Source organism: Candidatus Njordibacter sp. Uisw_056, assembly GCF_047730085.1.
In the GTDB taxonomy this organism is placed as follows: domain Bacteria; phylum Pseudomonadota; class Gammaproteobacteria; order Pseudomonadales; family Balneatricaceae; genus Njordibacter.
In genome coordinates this window covers 1,399,066-1,416,847 of record NZ_CP159830.1, presented here as the reverse complement: position 1 = coordinate 1,416,847, position 17,782 = coordinate 1,399,066, and the positions used below count along the sequence as shown (strand labels likewise).

Sequence of the window (17,782 nt, the reverse complement as noted above, 5' to 3'; positions counted from 1 at the left end):
ATCCTTGGTGGCTATAAGTGGTAATTATTGTACACTCAGAAGCAACAATAAACGACGCTGAACAACAACATGCAAAGAATAGCAGCCACCTGCCCCCATGATTGCCCAAGCGTGTGCGCATTAGAAGTTGAGCGCATTGACAGCCATACCATTGGTGGCGTTTATGGTAGCAAAAGTCAAACCTACACAAATGGCGTAATTTGCGCCAAAGTGGCTCGGTATAAAGACCGCATCCACCACCCACACCGGCTAACACAGCCGTTGCGCCGCATTGGCGATAAAGGTGCTGGCATTGAGGCGTTCGAACCGATTAGCTGGGAAACAGCAATGGCATTGATAGTGGATAAATTCACTACCATTAGCAACCAATATGGCACCGAGGCAATTTGGCCTTATCACTACGCTGGCACTATGGGTTTGGTGCAAAGGGATTCCATTGACCGTCTTAGTCACACCTTAAGCTACTCTCGTCAGAAGTCTACCATTTGCACTACCCTAGCTGACGCTGGTTATATTGCAGGTACTGGCCTTAAGCGCGGCATCGATCCGCGGGAAATGCAGCATTCATCGCTTATTGTTGTTTGGGGTGGCAACCCAGTTCACACGCAAATTAATGTGATGGATCACATTAATAAGGCTCGCACTAATAGTAATGCTAAGTTAGTCGTTGTGGACCCTTATCGCACAGCTACAGCACAAAAAGCTGATCTACATTTAATGCTGAAGCCGGGAACCGATGGCGCTTTAGCGTGCGCAGTCATGCATTGTTTATTTAGAGATAACTATGCCGATTGGGATTATCTAAATCAATTTACTGATGACCCACAGGGGCTTGAGAGTCATCTGAAATACAAAACGTCTGCTTGGGCATCAGTAATCACTGGCTTAACCGAAGAAGAAATTGAAACCTTCGCACATTGGTATGGTACTCATGCTCAAAGTTTTATTCGATTAGGCTATGGCTTCAGCCGCAGCCGAAACGGTGCTTTTAATATGCACGCAGTGACCTGCTTACCAGCAATAACAGGGGCATGGAAGCACCTCGGTGGTGGCGCACTTTATAGCAATAGTGCCATGTACCCTGTGGACTTAAACCTAATAAAAGGGTTAGACAGCATTGATGAGACAACTCGTATTTTAGACCAGTCACGCATTGGAGCAGTGCTCACTAATAACCCAAGAGACCTGCAAGGAAAACCCCCAGTTAAAGCGCTGTTTATTCAAAACACCAACCCCATGGCTGTAGCACCTGAATCAAATTTAGTACGCCAGGGCTTTGAACGGAATGATCTATTCATTTGTGTGCATGAGCAGTTTATGACTGAAACAGCCGCCATGGCAGACCTAGTGCTTCCAGCAACCATGTTCTTAGAACATGATGACATTTATTTGGGTGGTGGTCATACTCACCTTCAGCTGAGTCGCAAAGTTATTGAACCACCTGGCCAATGTCGAAGTAATTTATGGGTCATCAATGAGCTTGGCCGACGTTTAGGTAGTCAGCATAAAGGGTTTCACATGTCTGCAGCAGAACTTATGAAAGACTGCGTTACTCAAGTTGGCTCAGTAGACTGGCCAACGTTATGGCAAAACAATTGGGTAGATTGTGCACTGCCCTTTGATGACGCCCACTTTTTAAATGGTTTTGCTCACACCGACGGCAAATTCCACTTTCATCATGGCTGGGATGAGCTGTTGTTGGGGAAAATTAATGTCTCCTCATTGCCTGATCATGTGGCTATTACTGACCCCACCACTGCCAAGCAGCCATGGCGCTTAGTCACCGCTCCTGCACGCCATTTTTTGAACACAAGCTTTACAGAAGCCCCATTCTCTTTAAGGTTAGAGAAACAACCAGATCTAATGGTGCACCCTAAGGATTGCTTAGCTTTGGGGGTGAAGAATGGAGATCTTGTTGAAATTGGCAATAGTCGAGGACAGCTGATCTTGCCTGTTAAAGAATATGATGGATTACAGCAAGGTATCCTGGTGTGCGAATCAATATGGCCAAACAAAGCCTTCGTTGGCAACGTAGGTATCAACGCACTCACCAGTGCAGACCCTGGCTTGCCTCATGGTGGTGCTGTATTCCACGATACCAGTGTTTGGCTGCGGCCGTTTATCCCCAACTAGCACTTAAAGCGTGTGCAGCAAGCGTCCAGCATTGGTCTGTGGCAGAGAAATATCAAGCTGGCGTAATACATGCCAAGCCATTACTTGGTTACTTGACATAAAGTAACACCCATAACGTTGCTCTAACTCGTCTAGCTTAGCTAAAGCCTTAAAATTTGTGCATGAAATAAACACAGCGTCAGGCATAGATTCAAGCCCATCTAACAGCTGATCGATGAGAATGGGCAGATGCTCAGGATTCATTGAGCCAATCTCTCGATCGAGTGTCAAATTTAAACTTCCCCAACCTTTAATCGTGTACCCTGCATCGGTTAGGGCCTGATAAAACGGCTGATTTACGCTGGCTAAATAAGGCGACAACACTACCAAATTTTGAGCTTTAATATGCACTAAAGCAGCTTTAATAGCGCTGAAGGGATTGCTAGTTACTTGGAGTGAATTACCTTGCTGAAGTAACTCATGCACCTTTTTTTCGCCAATCACTAAACTCCCAGAGGTACAGCCGTATGCTATGGCGTCTAAAGGCACATCTGGCAAAATTAGGCTGGCACATTGACCTATCTGTTGCGCCATAGTTAATAAAGCCTCTGGAGTAACTTCAGCTGCACAGGCTATACGAGCTACTAAAACTTCAATAGGCAACCCAGCAAATAAATCTCGCCATTCAATCTCGAGCACCATATCAGTGGCCAGTACGACTAACCCAATGCGCACAGGCATGTCCTTGGGTATTAAAAATCCCGGAGACAACGGTCTACATAAGTTTGAAAAAGAATTCATAGGGTAGTTCCTTAACAGCCTTAATGGGTAATAGAGTGCCGCCGAGCTTTAGACCATATGCGGTTACTGAACAAACTTAAGCTTGTAGCAGCAGCAATACCAAACTTCTCACCCATCGTTTTTTTAGCCACGTACTCAATTAACAATACGTCACTGTCTTTTACTGCTTGTTGTAACACTTCATCTGAGGTACCCACTGCATCTACAAGGCCAAGATCTATAGCTTGCTGGCCGTACCATACATCGCCATTAGCAACTTGCTCTAGATCAAGCTGCGGACGTTGTTGTTTAACCCAACTTTTAAACAAACCATGGGTTTGCTGCAAATCTTCAACAAATTTATCACGGCCTTTACGGGTATTCTCTCCCATAATAGTTAGACTACGTTTATGTTCGCCTGCAGTGAGCACCTCAACATCGATAGAGTGCTTTTTAAGCAGCCTATGAACGTTTGGTACCTCAGCTACAACGCCGATAGAACCGACCAAAGCAAAGGGTGCAGCGGTGATATGGTTTGCCATGCAAGCCATCATATAGCCTCCACTAGCAGCAATTTGGTCAACACAAATAGTAAGTGGAATGTTGGCAGTATTGATACGTCCCAACTGTGACGCCGCCAAACCGTAGGTATGGACCATGCCACCGCTTGAGTCGAGGCGCATAATGATTTCGTCGGTAACTTTAGCAACTGATATAATTGCGCTAATCTCATGACGCAGAAACTCTACTGCACTGGCTTTAACGTCGCCATCAAAGTCTAGTACAAACGTCCTTTTCTTGGTGGCAGGTAACGCTTCCTCACCCAAGCCTGAAGACCCTTCTGCTTTAATTTGCTTAGCCTGTTTCTTTGCATCAGCTTTATCCTGTTTAGTCTGAAGCTTATCGGCTTTTTCCTGACTCTTGCGCAACTGCTTGAACTGAAACTTATCCATCATTGCGTGATCTAGGGTGTCTGTCATGTCTTCAAACTCTTCATTGAGGTTTCTCACCTCAATATGCCCAGCCTTACTCAATTGTCGGCGGTTTTGTCCCGCCATGACTAAAAAGCCAATGACCACAACGGCAGCAACACAAAAAGTAACAACTTTTGCTAAAAATAACCCGTACTCATACAAAAAATCTAACACGTAACTCTCCAAATATGGTTCTTGTGTACACCAAAAATTCCTCTCTATTCTAGTCTAGTCTAGTGGGCCTTAAAACCATAATTAAACATGCATCAAATCTACAATTCAAACGATCGTTTGATTTAACTTAAAAAAACCCATAGAATCAAACTGATTAAACTTAAAAAAAGGATTAAACCAATGGCTGTAGCTCAAATTATGGAGCAAATGCAATCTGCATTTGTCGCTGACGAAGCTGAAGACTTAGAAGCAACATTTCAGTTTTGCATTTCTGACGATGACGATTTCTTTGTCACCATCGATAACGCCACATGTGCTAGCAGTTTAGGCAATCACGATGATCCAGAAATCACGATGTCTATGGACTCTGAGACACTTACAGAGATTGTATCTGGGGAGCTGGATGGCATGGCCGCCTTCATGGGGGGGCGTCTTCAAGCTGAAGGCGATGTGATGTTAGGCACGCGACTAAGTCAATTATTTAAAATGGGTTAATACCCTACATATGCCAATTAAATAGCCACTTATATGCTTGCTTACTCAAATCTGCAGCGGCCTATTTAGCTTTTCATTAACTGCATTAAGGTTAGATACTTTTGCCTTAAAGCTTAAAAAGCCGCGAAAATTGCGGCTTTTTAAGGTCTGCATTATGGCCGAAGAACGAGTTGTAAAGCTTAATTTTTCCTAAGCATTCAACCAGAGACATTGACCATCTGAAGCTTTAGCCACAGTTTCTAGCTTAATTTGGTGAGCATGGAGCTCTTCATTAGTAGCTAACACCACTGGCAGTGAGCCGGCTTGCAAAGTCACTTTGCTATTAATAGTGGTGGCTCCACCACCCACAGATACTGTTTGGGTAGCCAGCATTAAGTCAGTTTGTCCACCAGTCATGAGCAGATAGACGTCAGCTAAGATCTCAGAGTCTAACAATGCACCATGTAATTCTCGGTGCGCATTGTTAATGCCATAACGTCGACAGAGCGCATCAAGGTTGTTTTTTTGCCCTGGATGTTTTTGACGGGCAAGTTTTAAAGAATCTGTTATTTTACAAATATCCGCAATTTTCGGATAACTTCGCCCCACAGCTTTTCCCGCAATGGCCAATTCATTGTCTAAAAACCCAAGGTCAAAGGGTGCATTGTGAATAATCAGTTCAGCACCTCTGACAAACTCAATAAAGTCATCAGCAATAGTAGAAAATAATGCTTTACCTTTTAAGAAGTCTTCAGTGATGCCATGCACAGCCTGCGCTTCCATGGGGATATCACGTTCTGGCTGGACATATTCGTGAAAACTCTTACCAGTTAAGCGTCTATTAACCATTTCTAATGCGCCAACCTCAATTAACCGATGGCCCTGCTTGGGCTCTAAGCCCGTTGTTTCTGTATCTAATACTATTAATCGCATAGTTTGTTCCTTAAGAGATTATACAGCTTGTTCTGCGGCACCTAAGTTGGCAAGGTCATCAGCAATTTCGTTTTCTACATGGCCACTATGCCCTTTAACCCAATGCCATTCTACTTCATGAGGCTGCACAGCTTGGTCTAACATTTGCCAAAGATCAGCATTTTTAACAGGTTTTTTGGCTGCAGTGCGCCAGTTGTTTTTACGCCAATTAAAGATCCATTCAGTAATTCCTTTGCGCACATACTGAGAGTCAGTCGTAAGATCAACTTTGCACGGACGAGTTAAAGCCTCTAGCCCTTTAATGGCTGCCATAAGCTCCATACGATTATTAGTGGTTAATGGTTCGCCACCATATAAACGCTTTTCTTGCTCTTTAAAGCGCATTAATACGCCCCATCCACCAGGACCAGGGTTACCTTTGCATGCGCCGTCAGTAAATAATTCAATGTGATCTGTAGCCAATCAATTCATCTCCAAAGGTTATTCTTTTTGACTCGTTTGTCGAGTAGCTCCTGCCAAACCAAAACTAGGATTGACCACGCGATTGCGCCAATTTGCTTTAAGTAAATGTACTCGTGTCTCTTGCTTTACTGCTGATAAAACATACCCAGCACCCAAAGGAATCGCAAGGCAGCTCAGCCACGGCCTAGTCTTCCATTTAGCTGGCGAGCAATCATATACAGGCTTAATATCAAAGTCACCGAAACTTAATAAGGTAAGCCAATCTTTAAGCCTGTGTTGTGCTAAAAAATTAGCCCGCCACGGCACTCCGCGCTTGAGTCTTAGTCGTCTCCACAAGCCCCAAAAGCTATAAGGGTTAAGACCTGTTATCACAAGGCGGCCACCGGAGTTAATAACACGCGCGGCTTCTCGAAGAATCTGATGAGGATTATCACTCATATCTAACACATGCTGCAGCACCAACAAATCTATGGTTTCAGTAGCCAGAGGTAACTGATGTGGATCCATTACTGCGTGGCCACCTAAATGACGATGTGATGTTAAGGCAATGGCATTTTTAATTGGGCTTGTTAGGCTCGCACTCAGCTTAGCATTGAGGCCTAAATAAACGCTGTAATGGCCAAAAGCTTTAGGCATTAAAGAATTCAGTTGTTGCTGCTCTTGCACCATAAATGACGCACCTTTTGCACTGCATAACCAGCTAGTAAACTGCTGTTCTTCAAATGGGTAGGGCTTCAGGTGGGTAGAATTATTCATGCGTTATAATAAGGCATTCTCAGCCACCTTGCTTGCGTAATTTAGCCAGCACCGCTACTCTAATGATCCATACAAAGCTCTAAGAAAGACCAAACCATGCAGACAATGCCTTCAAGTCTAACTATCACGCCTATACCAGCTTTTGAAGATAACTATATCTGGTGCATTGAGGATGTAAAATCTGACACTTTTATTGTGGTGGATCCAGGTGATGCAGACGTGGTTATTGAACATGCAATAAAAATAGAAAAAAAGTTGTCTGCAATATTAGTCACCCACCATCATGCTGATCATACCGGGGGCATTGCTGATCTGGTGAATTATTTTGGAGAGCTACCTATTTTCGGACCTATTAAAAGTCCGTACTCTGGGACAACCCAGAGCGTTGTCGAAGGTCATAACGTCAATGTATTTGGTTCAAAGTTTAAGGTCATTGAAATTCCTGGACATACGCTAGACCACATTGCCTACCACAGTGATGAGCAAGGCCTATTATTTTGCGGTGATACTTTATTTTTGGCCGGTTGTGGCCGAGTATTCGAAGGCACACCAGAACAAATGCATCTCTCATTGAGTAAAATAATGGCGTTACCTGGAACCACCAAAGCTTACCCAACCCATGAATATAGTTTAGCCAATTTAGAGTTTGCTATGACTGTAGATGGTAACAATGATGCCCTAAAGTTGGCCCAACGAATGTGTAAACGCATACGTGCTAAAAATGGAGTGACATTACCTACCTGCTTAGCGCAAGAATCTGCTATTAACCCGTTTGTGCGCACGCATGATAAAGCAGTAATTGCCAGTGCCGAGTTCTACAAGGGTCAAGCTTTGAATAGCCCTAGTGACGTTTTTGCAGCGCTACGACAGTGGAAAAACAGCTTTTAGGGATTAAAAAGGATAAAAACTAAGGAACTATAACAAGACTTAGGGTTCTATATTGACCTACGCCGCTAGCCTGCTAAAATCAACAGCCTTTTGATATTTTAATTGTGAACACTGCCTTGACAAGAATTTCTTTACACCATTCCTTTAAGCGCCAGCTTAAACCCATATTTTATGTGGCTGCAGCGGTATCTCTTAGCGCCTGCCAAACACCTATTTTACAACCTAATCTATCTAACTCAGATACTGCTAAAGTTGCCAACATTGATGATGTGACAGTCAGTGCCAATGCCTTTGATGTTGTAGAAATTTCTGATGTTGTTGCGGCGCCTGACGCTGATGCAGTTGCCAAAGCTAAGATCACTGATACTCCTTTGGCTAATGCCACTTTTGAAGCCTTGGCCCCTCCCATAGAAAGTGTCATCAATATAGCCAAATCATTACAGCCATCGAATGTAATTAGTTACAACGCTGAAGAACAGGCTTATCCAACAGCCCAAGCCATTGCCGAAAAAATAGTTAATAATAACTTATTGGGTTGGTCTGAAATTGATTCTGATGCCAGCACTTCTGAAGCTGCACATTTTCTTTCAGAGCCCCACAAAAATAATAACCCTGTCACACCAATAGATGTGTCGGCAACAATGATTTCAGAAAAAACGATAGAAATAGTTCCAGACATAATTCCAGATCTAGATCTTTGGCAAATAACTGTAGCTAATTATGGTTTAAGCAAGGTTGTCAACGCCCGCATTGACCAGCATTATAATTGGTACAATTCACACAAAGCGTATATGCACCGAGTAACCACCAGGGCCAGCCGCTACTACCATTTTATGTTGCATAGCGCCTTAGACCAGTCGCTACCTGCTGAGATTGCCCTACTTCCTATTATTGAGAGTGGCTTTGACCCCTTTGCTTATTCTTCAGGGCGCGCTTCTGGCGCGTGGCAATTCATTCCATCTACCGGACGCAGTTTTGGTCTAAAACAAAACTGGTGGTACGACGGCCGCAGAGATATTGTGGCATCTACCAAAGCAGCTCATAAGTACTTGTTACAATTACACAAAATGTTTGATGGTGACTGGTTACTCGCTATTGCTTCCTACAATGGTGGCCAGGGAACTGTACTGAAAGCCATTAAACGTAATAAAAAATTGGGGAAACCTACTGATTTTTGGTCATTAGATCTGCCTAAAGAAACCATGAATTATGTGCCTAAACTATTAGCCGTAGCGCAGGTTATTTCCGAACAAGCTGGCACAGATACTCTGAACAGTATCGCTAATAAAGCCTATTTTAAATCCATAGATGTTGGGTCTCAAATTGACTTAGCTCAAGCGGCAGAGATGGCTAAGATTACTACGGATGAAATGTATCGGTTAAACCCTGCCTTTAACCAATGGGCAACAGATCCACAGGGCCCCCACCACCTGCTCATTCCTATTGCTCACTTAAACACCTTTAACTCCAACCTTGCAAAACTGCCTTCAAGTAAAAGGGTATCTTGGGAAAGATATACCATAGTGCCTGGTGATAGCTTGCTGAGGCTTGCCAACCGATATCACGTTAGTGTTGAATTATTGCGAACTATTAATAACGTTGATGGCACAATGATTCGTGCGGGTAAAACGCTCATGATACCTATAGCAAGCAAGGATGCGGCAGCATATACCTTAAGTGCTGCGCAACGTGTTATTGCCAGGCAAAAGCAAATTAACCAAACTCAAGCCAGCAAACGAGTTGAATATAAGGTTAAAAGTGGCGACAGCCTTTGGAAGATTGCGAAAAAATATAAAGTGAGCATTAAACAAATTGCAAGTTGGAATAAACTTAGTACTAAATCTGTGTTGCAAATTGGTGACAAACTCAATATATGGCCACGAAGCAGCAGTAATAAACTTCCCGCTGCACAACGTAACATAGTAAAAAAACTCACCTACAAGGTACGTTCTGGAGACAACCTCTCAGTTATTGCACATCGCTTTAGTGTCACGGTTAAAGACATTCAAAAGTGGAACCAATTGCTGAAAAAATACCTTCAGCCAGGTCAGCAACTCAGCCTCTTTGTTAACGTTACTAAACTTAAACAATAGGCATTAAAAAACCCGCCATTTTGCGGGTTTTTTTGTGTTCGCTAGTCAATTCTGACTATGCGTTGGTCAGCTTATAGCTGGTCATCAACTCCCTTAACATACCAGTCCATGCCTAGCAAAGTACCAAGATCAACCACTTCGCCTTCAGCAGCAGCTAAAGAACCATCCTGCTTATATACAGGGCCAGCAAAGGGGTGAAGTTCACCAGCTGTAATAGCTGCTGTGGTGGTTTCTGCCATAGCTTTAACGTCAGCTGGCATGTTCACGAATGGGCCCATTTGAACCATATTCGTATCCATTCCACCAAACGTATCAGTGCTTACCCATGATCCATCTAATACGGCTTGTGTGCGATCAACATAATAGTCCGCCCAGTTATCAATAATAGAGGTTAGCAAAGCGTTAGGAGCAAATGCAGCCATATCTGAGGCCTGACCAAAGGCATAAACACCCTGCGCTTCTGCCACTTGAACTGCAGCTGTAGAGTCCGTATGTTGGGTGATAATATCTGCACCTTGGCTAATTAACACTTTAGCCGCATCGGCTTCACGGCCAGGGTCAAACCAAGAGTTGGCCCATACCACTTTTAGCTTAAAGTCCGGATTAACGGTTTGAGCACCTAATAAGAACGCATTAATGCCGCGCACTACTTCAGGAATTGGGAAAGAGCCAATGTACCCAGCGACACCTGATTTAGACATCTTGGCAGCAATTTGACCAATGACATAACGGCCTTCATAAAAGCGTGCGCCATAAGTAGACACGTTATCTGTGCGTTTGTAACCAGTGGCATGTTCAAACTTAACATCTGGGAACTTAGCCGCAACATTTAAGGTTGGGTCCATGTAGCCAAACGACGTAGTGAAAATTAAGCCAGCACCTTGACGAGCCAAGCGAGTGATTGTGCGCTCAGCGTCCGGGCCTTCGGGTACATTTTCAACGAATACTGTTTCTGCATGATCACCTAAACGAGCATCAATCGCTTGGCGCCCTTGATCATGTTGATAAGTCCAACCAAAGTCGCCTGGAGGACCAATGTAGATAAAACCAACCTTGAGCTTATCTGCTGCAACAGCAGAAATGGATAGTGCTGAGACCAGCGCAATGCTGGCTGCAGTCGTGAGCAACTTCTTCATAAAACTTCTCCTCATCTATTACGATGACTGGTTATTTAAATGTTACAGCATTAGTGACCTTAAGCTAAGCTTAACGATCGGGTACAAAACCTTGCCCTAAAGAGGCAGGGGTATTGATCAAAGATAAGCGTCGATTAGTAGAAATAATAACCAAAGCTAGAATAGTTGCAACGTATGGCAGTGAAGATAGCAGTTGTGATGGTATACCAACACCCATACCTTGAGCATACAGTCCCAAAATCCATACACCGCCAAATAAATAGGCTCCAGCGGCTAACCGACCTGGTAACCAAGTAGAGAATACCACTAATGCCAGAGCAATCCACCCCCTGCCTGCAGTCATATTTTCTATCCACTGAGGTGTGTAAACCAAAGATAAATAGGCCCCAGCAAGACCAGATGTGGCACCACCAAAAGCAATACAAGCATAACGCACTGCAACTACACGGTAGCCTAAATTGTGAGCAGAAGCATGATTTTGCCCAACAGCACGGATAATCAACCCCATTCGGGTGTGATTTAACGTATAAGCCACACCTGCAGTTAACGCAATGGAAACATAAACTAGCGGATCTTGTCCAAAGATTAATCGACCCACATAAGGCAGGTCTGATAGCCATGGTATGGACACGTTAGCTAACTTAACCCCTGGTAAACCAACAAATCCACTACCAATTAAACCCGAAAGCCCGAGCCCTAATAGTGTAATTGCTAAGCCCGTTGCAACTTGGTTAGTCATTAAGGTTTGCGTCAGTAGGCCAAATAATAAAGACGTGGCAATACCTGCAAAGGTAGCAGCAATAACCCCTAACCAGGCAGAACCAGTAACATGAGCGGCAGCAAAACCACAGACAGCGCCCATTACCATCATGCCCTCTATACCGAGATTGAGCACCCCTGAGCGTTCCACTACCAACTCACCGATTGCGGCTAATAACAAGGGAGTAGACGCTGTGATAATGGTTAAAAGTATTGCTTCGTATGGGCTCATGACGCATGACCTGAAGTAGGTTGATTAGGTTTAGTACTTATCCATTTAAGCTGATATAAAATTAGTGTATCGCACATCAAAATAAAGAATAACAACATGCCCTGAAACATCTGAGTAATTTTACTGGAAATCCCTAATTCAATTTGTATACCTTCACCGCCAATGTAACTAATGGCTAACAAGATGCCGGCAAAGATGACTCCCAGAGGGTTTAAACGTCCCAAAAATGCGACAATAATCGCTGTAAAACCATAGTTAGGTGATATTTGAGGCTGTAACTGTCCTATTGGCCCCGCCACTTCGATTAACCCAGCAAGCCCTGCAAGGCCTCCAGACAGAGCAAAACAGAACCACACCATTTTAGTTTGTGAAAACCCTGCAAAAGTACCTGCTCTGGGTGCACTCCCCACAACATTAATCTCAAAACCCTTTAACGTGTGGCGCATTATCCAAAACAGGACTAACGCAGCGACCAACGACACTATTAAGCCAAGATGCATTCGCCCATCACCCCACATGGGCAGTAGATGCCAGCCTTCAAACGATACGGACTTTGGAAAGTTATAACCATTGGGATCTTTCCAGGGGCCTCGTACGAACCAGTCCAAAAGTAACTGAGCAATATAAACTAGCATCAAACTGGTAAGAATCTCATTAACCCCAAAATGAGTTTTTAGCCAAGCGGGGATCAATGCAAATAGTGCACCACCTAATGCGCCTAAACATAGCATGGCTAACAGAGCTAAAGGCGATTGCCACTCTCCCCATAATATGGGAATAATAGCGCCCATAAGGGCCCCAACTGTCAGTTGACCTTCAGCACCTATATTCCAAACGTTAGCTTTAAAACACACCGCTAAACCAACACCGATGAGCACTAATGGACCAGCTTTAACTAATACCTCCTCAACAGACCACCAACTGGTCAAAGGATCTATAAAATATAAATATAGTGCAGTAAGGGGGGGTTTACCCATCGCTGCAAAAATCAGCCCTCCAACTACTACGGTAAGCACTATGGCTAGTAAGGGAGAAAATAAATTCATTAAGCCTGAAGACTGAGGGCGTTTTTCTAAAATTAATTGCACATTAAGCTCCAAATGCTTGCGCAGTTTGTTCATGGGAACCAGCCATCATTAAACCTATTTTTTCTCGAGAAAGCTCACTAGCTGCATAGCTCGGCGATAATTGCCCTCTAGATATGACGGCAATAGTATCGGCTAACTCAAATATTTCATCCAAATCTTGGCTAATAATTAAAATAGCGCTGCCTTGTCGTGATAGGTCAATAACTGCTTGGCGGATTAACGCTGCTGCCCCAGCATCAACGCCCCATGTCGGTTGGTTAATAACCAAAACTTTAGGTTTGCGATTAAGTTCTCTGCCCACAACAAACTTTTGCAGATTGCCACCAGACAAAGAACCTGCCACGTCATCTTCCCTAGACTTGCGCACGTCGTAGTTGATGCTAATAGCCTTATTCAACTGGGCTAGCTGACGCCGATCTATTCCAAACCATCCTCGATCTAACGAGGACCCTTCATCATTACACGCATGGCGAGACAGGAGGATATTATTAGTTAAACTTAAATGTTCTACTGCGCCATGTCCCATGCGCTCTTCAGGAACAAAGGCCGCCCCTAAAAGCCGCCGTTGATTAATATTAAGGCCGTCACTAACCTGCCCTAATAGTGAAATAAAGTGTTGCTGCGGGTTACGCTCTTCCCCAGAAATTACACTAAAAAGCTCACCTTGGCCATTACCTGCAACCCCTGCAATAGCTAGTATCTCCCCACTTTTAACTTGCAAATTTACATCTACAAGATCAACACCAAAAGGAGCAGACGAAGTTTGATAAAGGTGAGAAAGAGATAACAAAACCTCACCTATTTCACCATTAGCATCACGACTCACCTGATGCACACTACTACCCACCATTAGCTGCGCTAGGGTAGCAGCAGTCTCTACCTTGGGATCAACTTCTGCAACAAGTTTACCGTGGCGTAAAATAGTCGCGTCATGGCATATTTGTTTTACTTCTTCTAGACGATGAGAAATGTAGAGTACGGCACAGCCCTCTTCTACCAAACGGCGTAAGGTTGAAAATAAAGCTTGGGCCTCTTGAGGGGTAAGAACCGCAGTCGGTTCGTCCATAATAAGAAGTTTAGGCTGTTGCAACAGGCAACGAACAATCTCTATGCGCTGCCTTTCTCCAACAGATAAGTCTGCAACCAATGCAGCGGGGTTAAGGGGTAAGCCATAATCTAATGAAAGGTCAGCAATTCGCTGGCTTAAGTCACCTTGGCGCAGCTGCACTGGCAAAGCAAGGCTAATATTTTCAGCCACAGTAAGGGCTTCGAACAATGAAAAATGTTGGAATACCATACCAATGCCCAGCTCCCTTGCATGCGCTGGGCTGGCTATCAAGGTCTCTTGGCCTTGCCAAAAAATACTGCCAGACGTCGGTTGCAAAGCACCATACATCATTTTAACTAGGGTAGACTTGCCTGCCCCATTTTCGCCTAATAGGGCGTGTACTTTACCCGTTTCTATCGATAGATTAAGGTTGTCATTAGCATAAAAGTCACCAAACTTTTTACTAATATTTGTGACCTGTAACAGGGTCATTGGTGCATTATTATTAGATTTATTGAGCATGAAATCCCAGAATTCAGATGTAATACTGCTAGCATTGTAACCGCAAAATATATTTCGTCAACAAAAACCTGACTAGATGGTTAGGATTTCAAGGCTGTTAAAGTGACTTAAACACTGTAAACCTCAAAATCTTTAAAATACGCATGACCACTTAATTCTGCTGGCGCTACGACGGCCTCCGAAGGCTGACTATTGTGCAAATAACGCTTAGCCACACTTTGTAAAGAATCAAGACTGACCGCTAAAATAGCAACCCTAAAGGCCTGGCGAACATCTGAAGTGCGGCCATGAAGCTGATTCTGATATGCCTGTAAGGCTTCTCCTGCTGGCGATCCTGGCTTATCAAGGCTGCCAATAACGCCCAACACTGCTTCTTCGAGGTGTTGATTTAGTAGTTGATCAGACAATACCCAATCTACCGATGCGCCAAAATCTGCGAAGGTTTCTTCACTACGAGGGTCGCGGTAAGAGTAAAAACGGAAACAAGCGTTATTATTATCTTGCCCTGCTCCACCACCATAAGCGCCACCCTGTTCACGCACCGCGCGATGTAAGTAACCATTGCGTAAAACCTCACCAAGAACAACCAACGAAGCTGCATCTGGATGGGCGCTTGATACAGTTGGAAAAGATCTGGCACAATAATTAACTTGGGTGTTAGTCGTCCATAACTGATGCACTGGTCGATAATCATTTTTGCTATGGGCTTTATCAAATGGCCATTGAAAACGCCCTTGTAACGCACCGACATGCGCCGTAAATGCACCGGTAAAAGTGGCCTCTATATTAGACTCTTGTTGAACTTCCCCTACACTAGCCAACTGGAGTGGCTGTTCGCACAACTGTTGCTGGAGTTTTGCAAGTGTGCTGCATAGATCTGTTAGATGTTGCTCATCCTCCAAGCTATCATCGAGCTGCTGTAGCCAAACCACAGATTTTAAGCCACTCATACTGTATTGAAGGTTTGCACCCGCGCTCATATTTCGGCTAGCCGCACCTAAAGCAAAACTGTGGCCTGATTGCCCGACACTTTGTTGGCGACGTGATCGTAACTGGCCAACCAATTCCTTGATACGTTTTTTCTCATCAAAACGTACAGACAATAAAGTTTGTTTTAGTAAATCTACAATGGCTTCTTGCTGGCTTACCAGCCCTTTAGTACTTATTACAAAGTAGGCATTCAAGTGGTCAGCATCAGTGGCTTGACCCCGGAAAGATAAATAGGCAGAAAGGCTGCCGCAAACGGCGGCTTGCTGAGCCTGAACAGCTAAGTAGTCTTGGTCACCAATGCCCAATTCAGTCATCAGCTGGGCAAGCAAATTAAGGTAAGGTAAGTTTTGGGCATCAATTTTTGGCCAATCAATCACTAACTGATGGTACACCAACCCATTTGTGCCTGCCCCATAAAACTCCCAGCCTAAATCTTTATTAGACACTGTTGGGCTAGCAATGAACTGGGAGACTGGAATGTCTGCTCTAGTTACCTCTGGCAAAACACCAGGATCGTCTTCTTGTGACTGACGATCCAATAGTGCTGCTGTTTCATCAATAACAATCTGACGTTGCTCATCATTCATGGCGCTAAGCATGCCACTAAGGCGCTGCTTTTCTGCAGTGTCTCTGCGGTTTGACATCTTCTCATCTGGCACTAGCGTCAACCTTACTTGATGACTATTGTTTATCAATAGGTCTTGAATTAGGCTTGGGATAAAGTCTCGGTTTTTAATGTCCTCAGCAAGCTCTGACAATACTGGGTCTAAATTTAGCGCGGCTAAAGCATCACCGCCATGGATTGCTGCGGGTAGAGCACTCAGTATTAGCTGCATACCAAATGGATACCCATCACCACCTATTTCACGTTGACCCAGCTCAAGCTGATGCAAAGCAGCTTCGATTTCGCTTTGTGGTACGCCCTCACTTGCTACTTTTTCGAGACAGTTCAATACCAAGGTTTCAAAGGCTTGCGAGTCTGTAATTTCCGCCCCTTCTAGACCACAAACAAAAGTCATTTCTTTATTAGAATCTTCTAAGCCGCAAAGTTGCGAGGGTCCAGTACCTAAACCACATGTCTCTAGCTCCTTACGTAGCGGTGACGCACTATTATCTAGTAATACACGAGACAGCAAGTTAGCTCTCAACTGTTGTTTTAGATCTGTGCTATGGCCCAGCAACCAACCTAGCACTAAATGGGTTTTAGCCTGCTTATCATTTGCTGCAGCTGGGTAACTTTCCTGTACTTTTAAGGGACTAAAGTATCGCTTTTCATCCGCAACAGATAGGTCAATTTTCTGTGCTGAGAAACGGTGCAGTGCATGAGTCTCAAAAGAGGCTTGATGTGTCGCTGCAGAAATATCACCGCTGGTCATAAAGATAGCATTAGAGGGGTGGTAGTGACGTTTGTAAAAGGCTAACAGCTGTTCGTGGGTTAGGTCAGGAATGTCTGATGGTTCACCACCACTATTAAAATGATAGGTTGTACTAGGGAATAGGTACTTGGTTAAAGTTTGCCACAGCTGACTAACTGGAGAGCTCATAGCGCCTTTCATTTCATTAAAAACAACGCCTTTAAAAATAAGGCTTTGCTGACCTTCGTGGTCATCAATGAACTCTACACGATGACCTTCTTGAGCAAAGTCTAAGGCATCAAGGCGAGCGAAAAACACCGCATCCAAATAAACCTCTAACAGATTATTAAAGTCCTTTTTATTTTGGCTGGCAAATGGATAAGCAGTCCAATCACTGCTAGTAAAAGCATTCATAAAGGTGTTTAAAGAACGTCTTATCATCATGAAAAAAGGGTCCCTTACTGGAAACTTCTCACTTCCGCACAAGGCCGTATGCTCCAGCACATGAGCCACCCCTGATGAATCCTGAGGCATTGTTTTTAGCGCCACTAAAAATACATTCTCTGTTTGTTCACTGGCTAAATGAATATGCAACGCACCGGTTTTAACGTGCTCGTACTGTTGAATATTTATATTTAACGAATCTATCGTTTGTTGGCGCAAAAAGCGAAATGCAGAGTGGGACTGTGGTGCTGCGGACATATTTTTACCAATTAATAGATTTAAAAGACACCACCAGTAGAGACTGATCATGCCATTAATAGGAGCAAGAAGTTAACTCACATCTGGCTCAACGCTATGTGTTCACTGACAAGTCAACAGTGACTTGCATTACTATTTACACCGGTGACAATGATTAACGTCATTTACACCAAAAACAGGCCACAATTAACCTTATTTTTATTGTCTGCTATAGCTTTTAAACGGCAAGAGTTGCAAAAGCGACTTCAGCCACAACTTTCAACTTTAGCATTTCACACAAGTATAATTTGAAACACTGTGCTAG

At 43.9% G+C, this 17,782-nt stretch carries 14 protein-coding genes; 4 read left to right on the top strand and 10 right to left on the bottom strand.

Annotated features, from left to right (window positions below; all coding sequences use genetic code 11):
• Positions 1–69: 69 nt before the first annotated feature.
• A complete protein-coding gene (locus ABXT60_RS06880; protein ID WP_443631994.1) occupies positions 70–2,133 on the top strand; it encodes a molybdopterin-dependent oxidoreductase in 2,064 nt (687 codons plus the stop codon).
• A 3-nt stretch (positions 2,134–2,136) separates the two neighbouring features.
• On the opposite strand, the gene ABXT60_RS06875 is transcribed toward ABXT60_RS06880, so the two are convergent.
• Positions 2,137–2,913 (bottom strand): maleate cis-trans isomerase family protein, encoded by a 777-nt coding sequence (locus ABXT60_RS06875; protein ID WP_443631993.1) that lies wholly within the window; start codon positions 2,911–2,913, stop codon positions 2,137–2,139.
• 20 nt (positions 2,914–2,933) lie between these two features.
• Positions 2,934–4,040, bottom strand: a complete 1,107-nt coding sequence (gene sohB, locus ABXT60_RS06870) for a protease SohB (protein WP_443631992.1) — start codon at positions 4,038–4,040, stop codon at positions 2,934–2,936.
• A gap of 180 nt (positions 4,041–4,220) precedes the next feature.
• Between sohB and ABXT60_RS06865 the strand changes: the two genes are divergently transcribed.
• Positions 4,221–4,535: an SCP2 sterol-binding domain-containing protein gene (locus ABXT60_RS06865; protein ID WP_443631991.1), complete on the top strand. Its 315-nt coding sequence runs from the start codon at positions 4,221–4,223 to the stop codon at positions 4,533–4,535.
• Positions 4,536–4,724: 189 nt separating this feature from the next.
• Here the strand turns inward: ABXT60_RS06865 and dnaQ are convergent, their stop codons facing one another.
• From dnaQ to ABXT60_RS06850, 3 genes are read right to left on the bottom strand one after another with little or no spacing between them, the layout of a single operon-like run.
• Positions 4,725–5,447 carry a DNA polymerase III subunit epsilon gene (gene dnaQ / locus ABXT60_RS06860; protein ID WP_443631990.1) on the bottom strand — a complete coding sequence of 241 codons (723 nt, stop codon included), beginning with the start codon at positions 5,445–5,447 and terminating at the stop codon, positions 4,725–4,727.
• Positions 5,448–5,465: 18 nt separating this feature from the next.
• Positions 5,466–5,909, bottom strand: coding sequence for a ribonuclease HI (gene rnhA, locus ABXT60_RS06855; RefSeq protein WP_443631989.1), 444 nt, complete (start codon positions 5,907–5,909; stop codon positions 5,466–5,468).
• Positions 5,910–5,927: 18 nt separating this feature from the next.
• Positions 5,928–6,665 (bottom strand): class I SAM-dependent methyltransferase, encoded by a 738-nt coding sequence (locus tag ABXT60_RS06850; RefSeq protein WP_443631988.1) that lies wholly within the window; start codon positions 6,663–6,665, stop codon positions 5,928–5,930.
• 96 nt (positions 6,666–6,761) lie between these two features.
• Between ABXT60_RS06850 and gloB the strand changes: the two genes are divergently transcribed.
• Together gloB and ABXT60_RS06840 are read left to right on the top strand one after the other, a co-directional pair.
• Positions 6,762–7,553 (top strand): hydroxyacylglutathione hydrolase, encoded by a 792-nt coding sequence (gene gloB / locus ABXT60_RS06845; protein WP_443631987.1) that lies wholly within the window; start codon positions 6,762–6,764, stop codon positions 7,551–7,553.
• Between the two features lie 116 nt (positions 7,554–7,669).
• Positions 7,670–9,646, top strand: coding sequence for a LysM peptidoglycan-binding domain-containing protein (locus ABXT60_RS06840; protein WP_443631986.1), 1,977 nt, complete (start codon positions 7,670–7,672; stop codon positions 9,644–9,646).
• Between the two features lie 71 nt (positions 9,647–9,717).
• Here the strand turns inward: ABXT60_RS06840 and ABXT60_RS06835 are convergent, their stop codons facing one another.
• The 5 genes from ABXT60_RS06835 to ABXT60_RS06815 form a co-directional block, all read right to left on the bottom strand.
• Positions 9,718–10,782: a BMP family ABC transporter substrate-binding protein gene (locus tag ABXT60_RS06835; RefSeq protein WP_443631985.1), complete on the bottom strand. Its 1,065-nt coding sequence runs from the start codon at positions 10,780–10,782 to the stop codon at positions 9,718–9,720.
• A 70-nt stretch (positions 10,783–10,852) separates the two neighbouring features.
• Positions 10,853–11,773, bottom strand: a complete 921-nt coding sequence (locus ABXT60_RS06830; RefSeq protein WP_443631984.1) for an ABC transporter permease — start codon at positions 11,771–11,773, stop codon at positions 10,853–10,855.
• Positions 11,770–12,894, bottom strand: coding sequence for an ABC transporter permease (locus ABXT60_RS06825; protein WP_443631983.1), 1,125 nt, complete (start codon positions 12,892–12,894; stop codon positions 11,770–11,772). Before ABXT60_RS06825 ends, ABXT60_RS06830 begins: the two co-directional genes overlap by 4 nt.
• A complete protein-coding gene (locus ABXT60_RS06820) occupies positions 12,863–14,431 on the bottom strand; it encodes an ABC transporter ATP-binding protein (RefSeq protein ID WP_443631982.1) in 1,569 nt (522 codons plus the stop codon). The genes ABXT60_RS06825 and ABXT60_RS06820 overlap by 32 nt, the downstream gene beginning before the upstream one ends.
• A 107-nt stretch (positions 14,432–14,538) precedes the next feature.
• Positions 14,539–17,478, bottom strand: coding sequence for an insulinase family protein (locus tag ABXT60_RS06815; protein ID WP_443631981.1), 2,940 nt, complete (start codon positions 17,476–17,478; stop codon positions 14,539–14,541).
• Positions 17,479–17,782: the final 304 nt, after the last annotated feature.